Source organism: Marinomonas transparens, assembly GCF_016463975.1.
GTDB lineage: Bacteria > Pseudomonadota > Gammaproteobacteria > Pseudomonadales > Marinomonadaceae > Marinomonas > Marinomonas transparens.
Window position 1 is genome coordinate 131,003 of sequence record NZ_JAEMNX010000001.1, and the last position, 16,621, is coordinate 147,623.

The 16,621-nt window shown below is 44.7% G+C and carries 12 protein-coding genes; 6 read left to right on the top strand and 6 right to left on the bottom strand.

Annotated features, from left to right (window positions below; translation table 11 throughout):
• Positions 1 to 374: 374 nt before the first annotated feature.
• From I8J31_RS00640 to nosR, 6 genes are all read left to right on the top strand, one after another.
• Entirely contained in the window at positions 375 to 2,090 is a 1,716-nt protein-coding gene (locus tag I8J31_RS00640; RefSeq protein WP_199466253.1) for a sensor domain-containing diguanylate cyclase, read from the top strand.
• A 139-nt stretch (positions 2,091 to 2,229) separates the two neighbouring features.
• Entirely contained in the window at positions 2,230 to 3,423 is a 1,194-nt protein-coding gene (locus I8J31_RS00645) for a TsoY family (seleno)protein (protein WP_199466254.1), read from the top strand.
• A gap of 109 nt (positions 3,424 to 3,532) precedes the next feature.
• The gene (locus I8J31_RS00650; RefSeq protein WP_199466255.1) at positions 3,533 to 3,940 is read left to right on the top strand and encodes a GFA family protein; all 408 of its coding nucleotides are present in this window, start codon (positions 3,533 to 3,535) and stop codon (positions 3,938 to 3,940) included.
• A 229-nt stretch (positions 3,941 to 4,169) separates the two neighbouring features.
• Complete coding sequence (locus I8J31_RS00655; RefSeq protein ID WP_199466256.1) at positions 4,170 to 4,715, top strand: heme NO-binding domain-containing protein; 546 nt, start codon at positions 4,170 to 4,172, stop codon at positions 4,713 to 4,715.
• A gap of 11 nt (positions 4,716 to 4,726) precedes the next feature.
• Complete coding sequence (locus tag I8J31_RS00660) at positions 4,727 to 6,217, top strand: sensor histidine kinase (protein ID WP_199466257.1); 1,491 nt, start codon at positions 4,727 to 4,729, stop codon at positions 6,215 to 6,217.
• Positions 6,218 to 6,238: 21 nt separating this feature from the next.
• Positions 6,239 to 7,600, top strand: a complete 1,362-nt coding sequence (nosR, locus tag I8J31_RS00665) for a response regulator c-di-GMP phosphodiesterase, NosR family (RefSeq protein WP_199466258.1) — start codon at positions 6,239 to 6,241, stop codon at positions 7,598 to 7,600.
• A 60-nt stretch (positions 7,601 to 7,660) separates the two neighbouring features.
• On the opposite strand, the gene I8J31_RS00670 is transcribed toward nosR, so the two are convergent.
• From I8J31_RS00670 to I8J31_RS00695, 6 genes are all read right to left on the bottom strand, one after another.
• Complete coding sequence (locus I8J31_RS00670) at positions 7,661 to 8,467, bottom strand: inositol monophosphatase family protein (protein WP_199466259.1); 807 nt, start codon at positions 8,465 to 8,467, stop codon at positions 7,661 to 7,663.
• 17 nt (positions 8,468 to 8,484) lie between these two features.
• Entirely contained in the window at positions 8,485 to 9,558 is a 1,074-nt protein-coding gene (locus tag I8J31_RS00675; RefSeq protein ID WP_199466260.1) for an ABC transporter ATP-binding protein, read from the bottom strand.
• Positions 9,555 to 11,789 (bottom strand): ABC transporter permease, encoded by a 2,235-nt coding sequence (locus tag I8J31_RS00680; RefSeq protein ID WP_325101154.1) that lies wholly within the window; start codon positions 11,787 to 11,789, stop codon positions 9,555 to 9,557. The genes I8J31_RS00675 and I8J31_RS00680 overlap by 4 nt, the downstream gene beginning before the upstream one ends.
• Positions 11,790 to 11,889: 100 nt before the next feature.
• Entirely contained in the window at positions 11,890 to 12,921 is a 1,032-nt protein-coding gene (locus tag I8J31_RS00685; RefSeq protein ID WP_199466261.1) for an ABC transporter substrate-binding protein, read from the bottom strand.
• Positions 12,922 to 13,072: 151 nt separating this feature from the next.
• A complete protein-coding gene (locus tag I8J31_RS00690) occupies positions 13,073 to 14,098 on the bottom strand; it encodes a LacI family DNA-binding transcriptional regulator (protein WP_199466262.1) in 1,026 nt (341 codons plus the stop codon).
• A 159-nt stretch (positions 14,099 to 14,257) separates the two neighbouring features.
• A complete protein-coding gene (locus I8J31_RS00695; RefSeq protein WP_199466263.1) occupies positions 14,258 to 16,615 on the bottom strand; it encodes a bifunctional diguanylate cyclase/phosphodiesterase in 2,358 nt (785 codons plus the stop codon).
• Positions 16,616 to 16,621 lie beyond the last annotated feature (6 nt).

The following is a 16,621-nucleotide window of genomic DNA, read 5'->3' on the forward strand; positions in this document are numbered from 1 at the left end:
AAAGTGTTCTGGCCTTTTCGGTTATGGCCTTGGTATTTGACAGCGTCTTTACCTCGATTTTTAACTTGATACATGGCGCTGTCAGCCGCTTGTATAAGGGCTTCCATGTCATGCCTATGTTCAGTGAGTTTTAGAGGTGATGGCGTCTTTTTTACATGCTTTAAATTCTAGCTATCTTTAATAAACCTGTGCTGAACATCATGAGAGCGCTGGGACCATCTTCATCTCAGTGCCCCAAAAGATGAGTGCTTTAACCATACTACTTGAGCTCTATATTTACATATTTAGATTGAAAGTTCTGTCCCTTTTATATTACTTGGCCATTCTGCCTGTGGCATACTAGCCACCAATTATTTTTAATGGGTGACATCTTGATGAAAGGGCGATTTTTTAAGCATTATTTGCTCTTGGCCTCCTTGGCCCTTTTATCTCTCTTTTCGAGTGTGACCCTTGCTGCCTATATTCCAACCGTTTTGGTTAGTGGTAACCCTATTCATATTGAGCATTTTTATGCTGGCTATTTTATTGATCCCACTGGCGAAATGTCATTCGAAGAAGTGAAAGATCAATCCTTCACGGCGTCTTCGAATAAGCTCTCTTTAGGTATCAAAGCCCATTTCACTTGGGTCAAAATTAAACTTCAAAATACCAACAAGCACCCCATTAAGCTTTACCTTCACCACCCTCAGACCTATCACAATCGCTCGCTTAGCCTATATGAAGTTACACGCGGAAAATTGATTCGAACGCGCCTTCTAGATAGCGATGATAAAGCGACGCATCAGTGGATGTATCGAGGCATTGGGATATTCGATATTGAGTTGCAACCACAAGAGCTGCGTACTTTATATGTAAAAAGCGAAACCTTTTCCCATCAGTGGTTGTCTTTATTCTTATACGATGAAGAGCAATCAAAACGTGCTTTGCAGGACTCTTTTAGCGACATTGCTTTAATGGTTGGTATGTTGCTGGCTTTGGTGGTGTACAACATTCTGTTGTTCTTTTCATCGCGGCGCAAAGAAAGCCTGTTTTATGCCTGTTATTTGGTGTCCAGCAGTATTTGGATCGCACTGTCATATGGGCTACTGGCGAATTGGTTTGGCATTTATGGCTCGGTTGCTTTGTACTGGCAATTGACGCTGATGGGAATGCCCATCTTCTTGATTCTATTCATGATCAATGTGTTTGAGACGAAAACAAAATATCCACTAGAGCATTGGGCGCTGTGTCTCATGATGGCACTGTTATCCATAGAATTTGTTTATGGCATATTCAATATTCGTGGCGCATTGCTCTATTCAAGCTCTCTTGCGGCATTAATGATGGTTGTCACCACTTCTGTGGGCATTTCTCTGCAAATTAAAAAGAACCCTATTGCCCGTTATTTCTTATTTGGTCATATGTTGTTTGTCGCTTTCAGTGGTTTGGCCGTTTTGTTTTATAAAGGCATTGCTGAGTTTAGCTACCTAGCCAGTCATGGTGTTGGTGTCGGTGTCATGCTGGAATCCTTGGTGCTCGCCACTATTATCGCGTATCGCGTTAAACTGCTAGAAAGCATGAAGGCCAATCAAGAGGAGTTAAAGCTCCTAGCCGCCACAGACCCCATGACTCAGCTTTATAATCGCCGCTATTTTAATACCGAAGCCGATTTCCAACTAGAGCTTGCTAAGCAGTCAAAGCAACCACTTTCTATTGCTGTTTTAGATATCGATTTTTTCAAAAGAGTAAATGACAATTATGGCCATGCGGTGGGTGATCAGGTCATCATTCAAGTGGCAAAATCTCTGAAAGAACTCTGTCGCACTAAGGACATTGTTGCCCGATTCGGTGGAGAGGAGTTTGTTGTCTTATTGCCAAACACGGCGGCTGATGATGCTTTTAACATTATCGAAAACATTCGTCGTTCGCTAGGCGAGATGGTCATGCAGGTTGAAGGAAAAAATAATTTAACCTTCACTATCAGTGCAGGTGTTTCTGCCGTCGCGCAACGACAAAATGGTATAGAAAAAGCGCTCGCCTTTGCCGATGACGCCCTGTATGAAGCGAAGAACAGTGGTCGTAATAGATCCTGTTTATATCATGACGAATAGCAGCCAATACGAGAATTTTCCCACCTTCCCTAGCCAAATCAAAGATTGATATCGATCAAGAAACACTCATTGTTTTACGCATATAGTCGTTTTCTCCTATACATTAGTTTTATCTAATATTAATAAGGAGGGCAATGTCATGCTTCGCAGAAACCCAAATACGACTTATCATCCAAGTTACTGGCTCGCTGCTCTCGGCGCCGGCGGCACGGCGGTCAGTTTCTTTATGTACCTTATGTGGATGGTGCCTCACAAAAACACGCCTATCCCGACCTTTGCCGATTGGAGCGCTCAACTAAACACTGGTGGTTTCCTTGCTGGTATCACTCTGGTCGCTTTAGTGGGTGTGATTCTTTTTTCGTTAATGCATTTTGCCTTACTTGCTTGGAATATTGTTGAAAGCCACCAGCATAAAAAAGATCTAGAAACGTTAGATAATACCCCCGCAGAGCTGCAGCGCATGGCCATCCCCGTTACGCTTGCGATGACCGTCAATGTGCTTTTTATCCTTGGCGCTTTATTTGTCCCTAATTTGTGGCATTTGGTCGAATTTCTTTTCCCCGGTGCAATAGCGGCATTTGCCTTAATTGCCTTTTATGCGACTCGTCAATTTGCTCGCTATATGGCAAAGATGGTGCGTGGTGGTGGCTACCGAAGCGCCGAACATAATCATCTTTCGGCCTTAATTAGTGTATTCACTTTTGCCATGTTAGCAGTCGGTTTTGCCGCCGCTTCTGCCATGTCTCACACGGCGATTACTGCGGCGATTGCAACCACATTGAGTATCGCGTTCTTAGCTTTTTCTTTGCTACTGGGCATGATTGTCTTGAGTCACGGCATCAGCGCTATGATGGAGCACGGTTTGGCGGAGCCGGCCTCTCCAAGCCTATGGATGCTTGTCCCTATTTTAACCTTGTTAGGCATCACTTGGGTTCGATTGTCCCACGGGCTCGAGCATCATTTTGGTGTTGAAGGCAGTGCTGGCTCACTCTTCTTGCCTCTTACGATTATTTTCATGCTGCAATTGGGGGTTTTAACATTGGGTTATAAGGTGATGAAAGCCAATAACTACTTAGCCTCTTACCTACACGGAGACAAGGAAAGCCCTATCAGTTTCGGCTTGGTGTGCCCCGGTGTGGCCCTGTTCGTGATGGGCATGTTCTGGTGGCATATCGGTTGGGTTAAAACAGGCATTGTCACACCATTCAGTCCTGCGTATTGGGTCGGTATTGCTGTGCTCTTTGTCATTCAAGTGATCACCATCGCTTCACTGTTAAAGCTTACCCACAAGCTATTGCGCTATCCATCACCGGCTAAGCTGGCGCACGTTTGATCAGTAAAGAGTCGCATCTGATGAAAAATAGTATTACAAATAGGCTAGAATCCTTAAGATAAGGAATCCGCACTTTATACTAAAATGACACCATCAGGAGCACATTATTATGAGTCATCTCTATACTGGATCTTGTTTATGCGGCGACGTTAGGTTTGAACTGGAAGGCGAGTTTAAGAAGTTCTTTTTATGCCACTGTAGCCGTTGTCAAAAAACCTCTGGAAGCGCCCATTGTGCCAATCTATTCGCTCCGGGTGCCAAGTTAAACTGGTTAAGCGGTGAAGACAAGGTGAGTTTTTATCGGCATGAAGACACCAATTTCGCACGCAGTTTTTGCTCTAGCTGTGGCTCTAATGTCCCCGTAGATGCAAAATCAAGAGGCTTAGTAGTGGTTCCCGCCGGCTGTTTAGATTGCGATGTAGATATCACGCCTGATGCGCATATTTTTACTGACAGCAAAGGCAATTGGGATGAAGGTTTTGCAGACATTCCTGCTTTTGAAGCTATGCCAAGTTAAGTTTTTATTTAGGACACTCCTTTCTCTTTGATCGGTAGGGAAAGGGGCTTGACGCCTTTCAGATTCAACCCACGCTCACCACTACCTTGTTTTGCTTTCTCTAATTAGCGCTTTACCTGAAGCAACGCGACTTCCCACAAAAAATTACTAACCTAAACCAATTATCTGTAAGCATCTGAATCATTCTTGTCTACTCTTTAGAAAGCATTTAGCAATGAGGGGGAGAAGCATGAAAGGAGCCGTTTTTACTAATTTTCAAGAAATGATCGAAGATGAATTTGGTATGGAGTGTTGGGAAGCGCTACTGGAAAAGTGTGATCTACCTAGTGGTGGCATTTACACCAGTGCCAGTACCTACGACGACCAAGAAATTTTATCGCTTGTGGGTGCCTTATCGGAATACAGTAACACCCCAGTACCAAGTCTAGTGGAAGCCTTTGGGCGCTATTTATATGACGGTTTAGCCAATAGCTTGCCTCCTTCTATGATGACCTACCCTGACCTTTGGTCACTACTCGAAGCCGTCGATTCGGTTATTCACGTGGAGGTCAATAAGCTTTATCCAGACGCGCTAACACCAAAGATAATTGTCACCGAAAAACACGATAACGGCGTCACCCTGTATTACCAATCACCACGAAAGATGTGTTTATTGGCCATCGGGTTGGTACATAAAGCCGCTGAAAGCTTCGGCACCCCAGTTACCATTCAGCATACCTGCTGCATGAATGAAGGTGCGGATCACTGTTCATTACTGGTTGAATATATCGAGTGACTGGGGGATTTATGGATTACGAAGCGGCCTTTCTACGCGAACGAAAAGCCCGCAAAAATGCGGAATCAGTCCTTGAGAAAAAAAGCCGAGAGCTTCATTTTACGAACCTTTCTTTAACAGAGAATATTGATTCTTTGCACTTTTCCGTGCTGGAAAATAAGTTTCTGGCTCACATTGGTCGATATGGCATTGAACGACCACGACTTCGCGACTTCCTGCCGACTATTGTCAACGACATGATGCGGTTAAGCGAGATTCCTTTTGCTGCCTACTGTCATTTTCCTTTTGATGAAAAACAAGGAAACTTCCATTCTTATCTATTACAAAACCCTGATATAGCAAATGGAGAAACACTTGAAATAAAAAGCAGCGAGGTTGAAGGCCTCATTACCGAAGTAGAGCCCCTTATTAGAAAAAGCGGTAGAACCCACCTACAAGTACTAGACTTGGTTATCGATAATAGACCTATTGATACCATGATTGCTCTACCCATCATCTGCCTTGATCGGCTGAGCGGCATTATTATTCTCTTTACGAAGGAATTAACGAGTAAACAAAATCAGGCACTTAACGTTTTTAGAACGGGCATAAAGCAACTCGCCATCATCATGGAGCACAGGTATCAAGAAGACAAATTACAGGCCACCTACGAGGAAATTAGCGCTACCAATGCAGCCCTAAAACAAACCCAGAAAAAGCTCATGCAATCAGAAAAAATGGCCACCGTTGGCCAACTGTCTGCAGGGATTGCTCATGAAATTAACAACCCAATGGGCTTTATCAAAGGCAATATGGGCGCTTTAAATGATTATGTTACAGATTTTATTCGCTATGTCGAAACGGCGAAAACGCTGACAGAGCAATCTCTTCAATCCAGTGACAACGAGGTTAATAACGCTGCCAAAGGGCTAAACAAGATATGGAATGATGTCGATATGCCCTTCTTAATAGAAGACAGCCAGCACCTATTAAATGAGTCGCAGCAAGGTATTAAAAGGATCATTGATATTGTTGGAGGCTTGAAGCGCTTCTCTCGCCAATCGGACAATAAAAAAGAGTCCTGCGACCTTAATCAAATCATAGATGAAGCGCTAAAACTGGCCCATAATGAATTGAAGTTCAAAGGCACTGTAAGCAAAGAAGTCTCACCGGTACAACCCATTAGCGGGAATAGTGGAGAACTCTTGCAGGTGTTTTTAAACTTATTTGTGAATGCCTCCCATGCTATGAATGAGCAAGGTGAATTAACGATTCATGTCTCTGAAAACGCAGGAGGAGTAAGCATAAAGGTGGCCGATAATGGTTGTGGTATCGATCAAAAGCATTTGGACGCCATTTTTGATCCCTTTTTTACCACCAAAGAAGTGGGAGTTGGCACTGGGTTAGGGTTATCGATTTCCCACGGCATTATTGAAGACCATCAAGGAACTATTGGAGTGACAAGTGAGCCAGGTAAAGGCACCGAATTTCACATCTGGTTGCCTTACGAAAAAGTCGCTTAACAAATAAAAAAGGGGAGCTAGATGAATGCATCTACATTAGAAAAGCCGACGACGGAAACGCTTCCAGGCTTGTTATTGGTCGACGATGAACAAAACGTTTTGTCGTCTCTAAAGCGCCTATTTCGCAAGGCCAATTGCAATGTGTTCATTGCTAACAGTGGTCAAGAAGGGCTAGAGATATTAGAACAACAATCCATTGACGTCATCCTCTCCGATGCCCGTATGCCAGAGATGACAGGGCCTGAATTCCTATCAAAAGCAGCGGAACAATACCCAAACACCATCCGTATTTTATTAACGGGTTATGCGGAAATGGAAGCCATCATCGATGCGATAAATTTAGGCAAGGTCTCCCATTACGTCGAAAAACCATGGGACGATGAAAAATTACTGGCGCTAGTAACTGAGGCCTTTACGACCATCAACCTCAAGAAAAAAAATGAACATTTACAAGCTGTGGTCAAATCACAAAATCAAAAACTCAAAACGATCAATGAGACGTTAGAAGCCACGGTAAAAGAACGCACCCACAAAATTATTCAAATCAATGAGAGTTTGAAAGAAAACTATAAGCAAACCATCGATTTATTTTCCGGTCTTTTGGACATGCGCCAACCTAAATCTGAGGTAGACGTTCCCGATATTCTCGTTTTAGTGAAAAAAATGGCCATGGCATTAGCCCTCCCAGAAAAGCAACATTTTGTCTTAAAAGGAGCGGCAAAAATGCGCTACATCGGTCAGGTTTGCTTGCCCGATGCCATACTACATACTCCGTATGCTTTGCTCTCTAAAGAACAAAAGCACGAATATGAACAATACCCTTTAACCGGGAGTACGATACTAACCAGCATTCCTTCACTACGTCCTGTGGCAGACATTATTTCTCAACATAAAGAGTATTTAAATGGCCGAGGCTACCCGAATGGAGAATGGGAAAAATTTATTTCTCGGCCAGCTCAAATACTTACGGTAGCCAATGACTATTTAGAACTAATAACAGGACGTATGCTGGAAGAGCCGCTTAGTCATCTAGAGGCTATTGGTTATTTGGACTCAAGGGCAGGTGATAACGCTTACTACGCCGCCGACGCGGTTGAGGCACTTACCGCGATATTATTAACGCTGCAAACCGAACAGACGATACCTGAATATCACCTCAACTCTCAACAACTTATTCCTGACATGGTACTGGCAAGAGACTTGAAAGGTCATAATGGCGCTTTCTTGCTTACTAAAGGCACCACTCTATCTGAAGGCGTAATTGCGAAACTAATGAAATTAGAGAAAAGCCTAAAGATGCAGTTTGCCTTTGCTGTGCATATTCCTGATGGGCTAGACATTTCTAAAACCTTACTCGACACTCTCAAGGCAACAATCAAGTAACAATCCGATAGGAGGCAGGGTGAACAATCACCCTGCCCATTTATTTCACCGTCTTACTGGTTAAAGCCCTGTCATTTTTTTCACTTGGTCTTTGAGGTCAGTCGAAGAAACCAGAAGTGGATTGCCTTTTAACAGGCCTTCGCCTGCAAGGAAGTTATTTGTCCAGCCACCCGCTTCATCCACCATGATCAAGCCGGCTAGACAGTCCCAGGAGTTAATATGGGGCTCGTAGTAGCCAATTAAGCGCCCTGCTGCCACGTAGGCAAGCATTAACGCACCAGAGCCATTGCGCACGAACATGCCGCCCTGATCGAGCAATTGTTCAATAAAGCTGACACAGAATGAGGCCGGTACTCGTTGAGAAGTCCCTACCCCCATCACACCTTCTTTGACTGAATTGACCTTTAGTGTGTTGACCTGTCGGCCATTTACAAAACAGCCTTTGCCCGCTATCGCACTAAATAGCTCATTGCTGTTCGGGTCTAAGATCAAACCAAATGCAATTTTGCCGTTAACCATTAGGGCAATAGAAAGGCACCAAGCATGCATACCATTCAGAAAACAGGCGGTACCATCTATCGGGTCAATTACCCATAAATAGTCATTCTTTCCTGCGGTAATGCCTTGTTCTTCACCGAGAAAACCATCGTCCGCAAAGTGTTTCTGCAAGCCTTCAATAATGGTCACTTCCACATTACGATCGGCAATGCTGACCACATCTTGCGGCTCCATTTTGGTTTCAACAATCAGCTGATCCCGATTATTGAAATACTCCAGCGCTTGCTTCCCTGCGATACCAATGATGCGCTCAGTTTGTTCATAGCGACTCAAGATGTCAGCATTAACTAATTTAGAATCTAAAAACATAGGTACATACTCTCCATTTAGGCGGTTTTGACGAACGCAAGACCACGGTCTGAAAATGTAATGGCAACATCAGAACCAACGGCAATGGCTTGATCAACATGAAAATCGACAACAAATAAACGGCCTACTTCAGAGTCCACTTCATATTGCATTTGACTGCCTAGATAAGTGGCTCGACGAACATTCCCTGTCAAGCCAGAGGATTGATTATCGCGTTTTGATAGGCGTATCGCGCTTGGATGTACAGCAAGCTTTACTCGGCCTTTGCTAAAGTCTCGTAACGGTAGGAAACAACGAAACGAACCAACCGCGACTTCTGCGGTGTCACCCTTAATGTCGATAATATCCGCATCGACCAAGTTCGCATCGCCAATAAAGTCAGCAATAAAAGTCGAAGCCGGCTGTTCATAAAGCTCACGTGGACTACCTTCTTGGGCAATGACAGATCGATTCATCACTATGATGCGATCCGACACCGCAAGAGCTTCTTCTTGATCATGGGTCACGTACACAGCGGTTAAGCCAATTTTTTGCTGTAGCTCGCGAATTTCTTCTCGTACATGACGACGCAGTTTGGCGTCGAGATTAGACAGAGGCTCATCTAATAGCAAGACTTCCGGTTCCAATACCAAGGCACGAGCCACCGCTACCCGTTGTTGCTGTCCGCCAGAAAGCTCACTCGGCAGGCGCTGCCCATAACCGCCCAAGCCCACCAGTTCTAGCCCTTCTTCGCTTTTTTCTTTCGCTTCGATCTTATTAATGCCACTGGCCGTCAGTCCATAAGCAACGTTTTCCGCGACGGTCATGTGTGGAAATAGCGCATAGGATTGAAACACCATGCTCACATCACGGTCGGTTGCAGGCAGGTGAGTCACCTCCTTGTCGCCTATCATGATGCGCCCTGAGGTCGGATGCTCAAGTCCCGCAATCATGCGTAAGGTGGTGGTCTTGCCACAGCCGCTTGGCCCCAATAAGGTCACCAGATTACCGGGCTCAATGGTAAAGGAAACCTTATCGATGGCATTGACGTCACCAAACGTTTTGGTGACATTTTCAAAGCTCACAGAGCCAGCTCGATAATTAAGACTCATGCCTGTTTCTCCTTTAAAGAAGGGGCAGAAAAAGAAGTTTTAGTCGGTGTGATAGAGATGGAATCGGTACGGCGTAGACGGCGTTGGCCTACCGCTAAATTGATGCCTATGATGACGCTCAACATGACGAGAATCAGTACGCTACAGTAAGCAATGGCAATACCAAATTCGCCGTTCTCCACTAAGCCGATAATATAGGAGGTCGCCATATTATGATCGGCACTAACGAGGAAGATAACCGCACTGACCGAGGTAATAGCACGCACAAAACTGTACACCAAAGCAGCAATAATCGCCGGTCTCAGCAGGGGTAAAATTACTCGACGGAAGGTCATTAGACTGTTTGCCCCTAGCGTCAACGAGGCTTCATCCAAGCTCTTATCTAGCTGACTCATCGCGGCAATGCCACCACGCACACCCACCGGCATGTTACGGAAGACAAAACAGATAATCAGAATAACGCCTGTACCCGTAAGTTCAAACGGCGGCACATTAAACGCCAAGATGTAACTGATACCAATCACGGTACCAGGAATAGCAAAGCTCAACATGGTGCCGAATTCAAAGGTGTCTTTCCATTTGAATTGCTGCCTCACTAGCAAGTAGGCGGTAAGCAAACCCACCAACGCGGTGAAAGGTGCCGCAATCGCCGAAATGCTTAAGGTGGTCCACAGCGAATCCCACGCTGCGCCTTCCCAGATCACCCCAAAGTCGCCCCAACCAACGGCGAAGGCATCGGTGTAATGCTGCAAGGTAAAGCTATTGTCATAGCCCCAATTTTGCACAAAACCACCAAACATGATCATGCCGTAGATCACCACCGTTAATGCGGCCCAAGGTAACGCGGCCATGTAACAAGCCACCTTCATGCCATCGTTCAAGCCCATATAAGCACCCGACTCGGCCTTGCCTGTTACCGTGGTATAGGATTTTTTACCCAACCAACGGCGCTGTAAAAAAAAGGCACTTAAGGTGAATGCTAATAACACCATCGCCAGTACCGCAGCGTAGCCTTGATCATTTTGGGCGCCCACTATGGCAAAGAATATTTCCGTCGACAGTACCTCAAAGTCACCGCCCAGTACCATGGGGTTACCAAAGTCGGCCAAGCTTTCAATAAAGGCGAGCAAGAAGGCATTAGCTAATCCGGGGCGCATTAAGGGTAAGGAAACATTAACAAAAGTTTTCCAACGGTTGGCATGCAGCGTTTGTGAGGCTTCTTCCATGGAAGGACTCACGCCTTCAACCACGCCAATCAACACTAGGAAAGAAATCGGTGTAAAAGATAAGACTTGGGCAAACAAAACACCGGGCATACCATACAACCAACGACCCGGTTCAATATTGAACACATCTGCAAAAAATTGTGTCACCACGCCAGAACGACCAAACAATAAGATCAGCGCCAGACCAATAACAAAGGGCGGTGTGATGATGGGTAATACGGTCAATAAGCGCAGAGATTTTTTCCAGCGAAAGCCGGTTCTGGTTACCACCAAGGCAAAGGCTAAGCCTAATAAGGTCGTCAAGAAAGCCGTAGAAATCGCTAGTGCTAAGGAGTTCCAAGCAATGCCGCAGGAATAACCACTGCTTAAACAGGATACCGACCAAATGTTGTCGCTAAACAGTTTATTAGCAAACGCCACCGGCGCGAAGCTACCGTCGTTGTCAACAAACGCACTAAACAATACTTGGCTAACAGGAAAGAAAACAAAGATACCCACCAGCGTAACGACTAAACCGATACTACCGGTGACAAACACATCGCCTTTTAAGAAACCCGATGCGGCCAAGCCAGTAGTAAGTAATATTAAGAATGAAAGACCACACAAGACCGCACCATAACCCATGCCATATTGCTGTTGTTCTAGCTCGCCAAACAGAAGGTCTAAGCTGACAAACTGCCAACCGCTCACGCCAATGGCAAAGCCTTGAACAAGCATGTAAATAAGGCCAGAAGCACCGGCAATAATCAGGTAGCGACTGTAACGCGGGTCATTTTTCGTCAGCGGAATAAGCCGTAAGGGAAGTAACAATGGTAATGCCAAAGGCAACAACCATAGACGCTCAGCAAGCATGCCCTGTAATATCGCGGGAGCATAGTCCATGTCAGTCGGATAACCGTCCGTCAACCAAATAAAAGACCAAAAACCATCCTCTAACAAATACCAAGGCATCAGTAAAAAACCAATCCAGCCTAATATTAACCAAGGAATAAAAGAGTGCTTCACGATCAATACTCCAAAGAGAGACTCAAATAGTGATGTGAGTTTCTGCTGGGCCTTGTGGCCCAACAGATCTCAATATGTCATCAATAGCTCTACCCGTGAATTAACGCGGTAAAGATTTGATTTCCGCGTCCCAACGTTGCAACAGGTGCTGACGTGTTTCGGCTGAACCGTATTTGGCAAAGTTGTAATCGATCAGTTTTAGGGTAGAGAAGTCTGGCGCACCGTCAGGAGTGGTGGCCGATTTATTAGAAGGAACTTGATAAGCCTTAGCTTCTGCCGCTAGGGTCTGAATATCTGGACGTAGTGCAAACTCGGCCCACATTTTCGCTTCTTTCAAGTGACGAGCGCCTTTCACGATACTCATAGAACCGACTTCGTAGCCTGTTCCTTCACAGGGTGCAACGGCTTTCACTGGGTAACCCTTTTTCACCTGTTTGACAATGTCGTGAATGAAGGTAATGCCTATGGCCGTTTCACCATTGGCCGCGGCTTTGATCGGCGCTGATCCAGACTTGGTGTATTGGTTAATGTTTTTATGCAGATTCGACAAGAACTCAAACGCTTGGTCTTCACCCATTATTTGCACAAAAGTGGCAAGCGCCGTATAAGAGGTGCCCGATGAATTCGGGTTAGCCACTTGCACTTCCCCTTTGTAAATAGGCTTGGTGAGATCTTTCCAACATTGTGGTGCCGGTAAGCCCTTGGCTTTCAGTAGGTCAGCATTGTAGCCAAAGCCTAATGCACCAGCGTAAATGCCCACGGTACGATAGCCTGATACCTTAGCTTGATTTTGCGCCCAATCGTTTAACTCTGGCAAAGCTTTAGGTTTATACACTTGGGTGAGTTTTTCAGCCGCAGCTTGCAGATGAGGGTCACCGGTTCCACCCCACCAGATATCAATTTTTGGATTTTTTCTTTCTGCGCGTAATTGTGCGTAGGATTCACCTGAGCTTTTACGGATAAGGGAAACCTTGACGCCTGTTTCGGCTTCAAAGCGGGTTTCCATTAAGCTACACCAATCGGTGTCGGTGGAACAAAGCACATTAAGTTTGCCTTTTGCCAACGCAGGTGTTGCGCCCAAAGTGGCAACAGTGGCTAGTGTCAGGCCGAGAAGATAGGAAGATTTTTTCATTTTTGTATTGCCTCCGAATGTATTTTTATTTTTGTGCATACGTATGAACAACAACAAAAGCATACGCTCGATATGGGCTTTATGAAAGAAAAAAGTGAAAATGAATAAAAATGGAAAATAAATTCCAAAATACCTTTGGGAGAATTCTGAGTTAAAGCGTATTGGACTCTGTGAGCGTGCCTCTAAATACCAGTTCTACCGAGACTTTTTGTTGAATCGGCTTGGTATTGGGTTGTTTTAAGCGTTTTTGTAACGCGCTCACTGCGGCAGCGGCCATTTTCTGTGGCGATTGTCGCACTGTGGTTAAATCGTAAGATTGATAGCGCGCAATTGAAATATCATCACAGCCAATAACGGCAATATCAGTGGGGACAGCAAGTGTATTTGACTGTTTCAGCGCATCTAAAAAGCCACAAGCGATGCAATCCATGCAAAAGAACACACCATCAGGGTAATGCTTGGAGGCTAAGAGATCGGCACCGAATTGAGCCCCTCCATGGTAATTTCCCGTCTCGCAGAAGGCTTCTTCTAGACTAATAGAGCCTTGTTTAACAAAGGGTGAAAGCTTGTCTAAAAATCCTTTGGTTCGTTTAACGCTGCTGTAGCTCGCGACTTTTGAACGAACCACCATGAGCTTACGCTTACCAGCTTTCATTAAGGCTTCGGCAGCCAGTGCCCCCGCCTTTTCATTATCTAAATTTACAATGTCAGCCTCGCTAGAGTGATCAGCACGATTCACTAACACCACGGGTGTACCACGTTTAATAAAGGTTTTGGCCACCGCTTCACTTGGGGTACCGGAAGTAATGATGACACCACTCAGCTGATATTGAATAAGACTTTGCAATTGCACATCAATCGTATGCGTATCCGAGACGTCGATCACCATCGGCCTAAGACCATTATTTTGGATCTCTAGAACAAGACTATTTAAAAACTCTGAACGAAAAGGGTCAGCTAATCCGGCCGTCACTAAACCAACCAAGTCGCTGCGTTTCTTGATCATGGTTTGCGCGGCTTTGTTAACCTGATACCCCAATTCATCTGCCGCCGCGAACACCTTTTGGCGAGTGCCATCGGAAATGCGACTGCTTGAATCAAAGCTCCGCGATACGGTAGATTGGGAGACGCCTGCTAAGCGGGCAACATCCGCAGAAGTGACACTCGGTTTATCCATTATTTGCTCAAAGAAGTTTCAGGGTATTAGGTTAATCGTAAACCAGAAATATTATATTTATTCACAGATTAACACTTATCCTAAGATGATGCCTTGCTCAAAAAAGAGGACGTATGAAACCGAGCCAACACGCTAAGCTCCTAGAAAAAGCCAATTGAATTAAATTACCTTGTTTTGTTGATAAGTCAGCGCTTGCTCAAGTGAAATGGGTCTAGAGAAATAAAAGCCCTGTAGATAGTCACAGCCATAACCCAGCAATAAATCCACCTGATGTTGTGTCTCTACCCCTTCAGCAATAACCAATACCCCTAATTTATGGGCCATTAAGATGATGGCTTCACATAAAGACAATGCAGAAGATTCGTCATCCAATTTTTGCACAAAGCTTTTATCTATCTTTAAGTAATCAATATCATGATTCATCACATAAGCCAGTGAGGAGTGACCAGTGCCAAAGTCGTCCAAAGCCACTTGAATGCCTTTTTCTCTGAAATCGAGTAGCGCTTTACGAGTGTTTTCATCTAGGTTCATCAGAAGGTGTTCGGTTATCTCTACCACCAAGCCATTTTTTTGCTGTGCATCTTTTAACCCATCAGGGTCAGTTAGCAAGCTTTCCAAAAAAACACAGATTCCACCTTGCTGGTTAGATAACTGAATGGGCGACACATTGACACTAACTTGCACGTCATCACCATAAACTCGACGGATATCAATCAGAGCCTTTTTCGCTTCACTGATAACCCAATTACCTATTTCTATGATTTGTCCCGACTCTTCTGCAAATTGAATAAATTGATCCGGAGGAATCAGTCCTTTCTCAGGGTGCTGCCATCGAATCAGTGCTTCAAATTTCACCACGCTACCCTTGCTGTCTATGATCGGCTGATAAACCAAATAAAATTCTTGATTGCTAATCGCATGGCGTAGATCTTTAATCAGCTCAATTCGCTGTACTAGGGCATCTTTTAAACTCCACGAGAATCGACGAACAGAGTCTCGTCCGCATTTCTTAGCATGATACATCGCTTGGTCAGCGGCCCCCATCAGCTCTCTTATGTTTTCTCCATCGTCTGGGTAGACAGCAATGCCTATACTAGAGGTAACTATCATCTCCCCATAGGATGGTGATACATCAATCGGCTGCTTAACTAAGCCTCTGATCTCTTCGCATACTTCTAACAGCCGAGTTTCTTCCGCGTCATCCCCTGCAAATAAGAAAACAAATTCATCACCGCCAAGGCGACTAATACATTTGGCTGTTGGACAATGCTCAATTAAGCGTGTAGCCATCACCTTAAGTACATCATCGCCAGCTTCATGACCACGGGTATCGTTGAGCTCTTTGAAGTTATCTAAATCCAGAAGAATGATGCCAAGTTTATGATCACCTGCATCTAGATGACTTAAGGATTCAGCAAGTTGTCGGTTAAAGGCATCCCTATTGGGAATTCCGGTTAAACCATCCGTTTGAGTTTGTTGGATAATTCTCTGCTCAGCTTGCCGCTTAAGCGCAGCCATTTCGATAAAAGTATCCTGTAAATCATCCATTTCTTGCACGCCAGTCAATGGCGAAGCCAACACATTCTCATTTCGTCCTAACCTAAAAGCCAGCTCTGACAAGGTGCTAAGAGGACCAGATATTGAGTTTATAAAAAATAAGCGGAACAATATTAGAACAAAGGCCACCATCAGCGAAAACACACTAATAATAAGAGTGTAGTGCCTATCTACCGCGGCTAGCGCGTCGTCTACGCCAATTCCCATTAAAAAGGTAAGCTGTAGATTGCCTTCTGAATCTAACACTTTATGTTCCGTAAATACCCGTCCGACACCATCCTCCCCTCGCCAAACTTGATTGATTTTTGTCGGAAGATCCAAAACGGCACTTAATGGATAGCCCACAATGGCATTGCCATTTGCATCGAGAATATAAGCGACACTCTGCTTGGGTAAACTGGTTTTATCGAGAAGTTTATTCCACCAATCCAATGAAATAACAACAACCGCCGCACCGACAACAGTATTTTCATCCTCAAAATGACGAACAGGATAAGCAAAGTTAATAGTAGGGCGACCTACAGCACGATCAATTTGCACACCGCTGGTGCTAAAACGTTGTTTATCCAAGGCTTCACGAATGTAGTCTCGGTCACTCACATCCACGGGTTTTAATAGGGGCATGCCATTACAGGTTAGAATGCCCAGTGCATTCGGAACCCCAATGTTGACATAACGTTCGTCCAGCTTTGTGAGTTCAGTCACAAAGTGTCGACAGGCAGTAGAGTCTGGTTGTTGTAACTGGGGCAGAGATGCTAAGGAGATTAGAAAGCGTTGAGTAGATTCAATGAGAGCTTCTTGGTTATCCGCCGCCTGACTGGAAATCACTTCGGCGACCTGTAGTAATTCGTCTTTGACGATTGAACGACTGTAATCAAAGCTCAAATAGATAAACACGTAGCATGGAGCAACGATCAAAAATGCGAGTAGATACAGTCGTCCTTTGAGTGTATTTAACATTTTAAT

Bases quoted from the DNA above. Each gene is read 5' to 3' on its own strand.
- I8J31_RS00695 (WP_199466263.1), bottom strand. From the start codon at position 16,615: ATGTTAAATACACTCAAAGGACGACTGTATCTACTCGCATTTTTGATC.
- I8J31_RS00690 (WP_199466262.1), bottom strand. From the start codon at position 14,098: ATGGATAAACCGAGTGTCACTTCTGCGGATGTTGCCCGCTTAGCAGGC.
- I8J31_RS00640 (WP_199466253.1), top strand. From the start codon at position 375: ATGAAAGGGCGATTTTTTAAGCATTATTTGCTCTTGGCCTCCTTGGCC.
- I8J31_RS00645 (WP_199466254.1), top strand. From the start codon at position 2,230: ATGCTTCGCAGAAACCCAAATACGACTTATCATCCAAGTTACTGGCTC.
- nosR (WP_199466258.1), top strand. From the start codon at position 6,239: ATGAATGCATCTACATTAGAAAAGCCGACGACGGAAACGCTTCCAGGC.
- I8J31_RS00670 (WP_199466259.1), bottom strand. From the start codon at position 8,467: ATGTTTTTAGATTCTAAATTAGTTAATGCTGACATCTTGAGTCGCTAT.
- I8J31_RS00685 (WP_199466261.1), bottom strand. From the start codon at position 12,921: ATGAAAAAATCTTCCTATCTTCTCGGCCTGACACTAGCCACTGTTGCC.
- I8J31_RS00660 (WP_199466257.1), top strand. From the start codon at position 4,727: ATGGATTACGAAGCGGCCTTTCTACGCGAACGAAAAGCCCGCAAAAAT.
- I8J31_RS00655 (WP_199466256.1), top strand. From the start codon at position 4,170: ATGAAAGGAGCCGTTTTTACTAATTTTCAAGAAATGATCGAAGATGAA.
- I8J31_RS00675 (WP_199466260.1), bottom strand. From the start codon at position 9,558: ATGAGTCTTAATTATCGAGCTGGCTCTGTGAGCTTTGAAAATGTCACC.
- I8J31_RS00650 (WP_199466255.1), top strand. From the start codon at position 3,533: ATGAGTCATCTCTATACTGGATCTTGTTTATGCGGCGACGTTAGGTTT.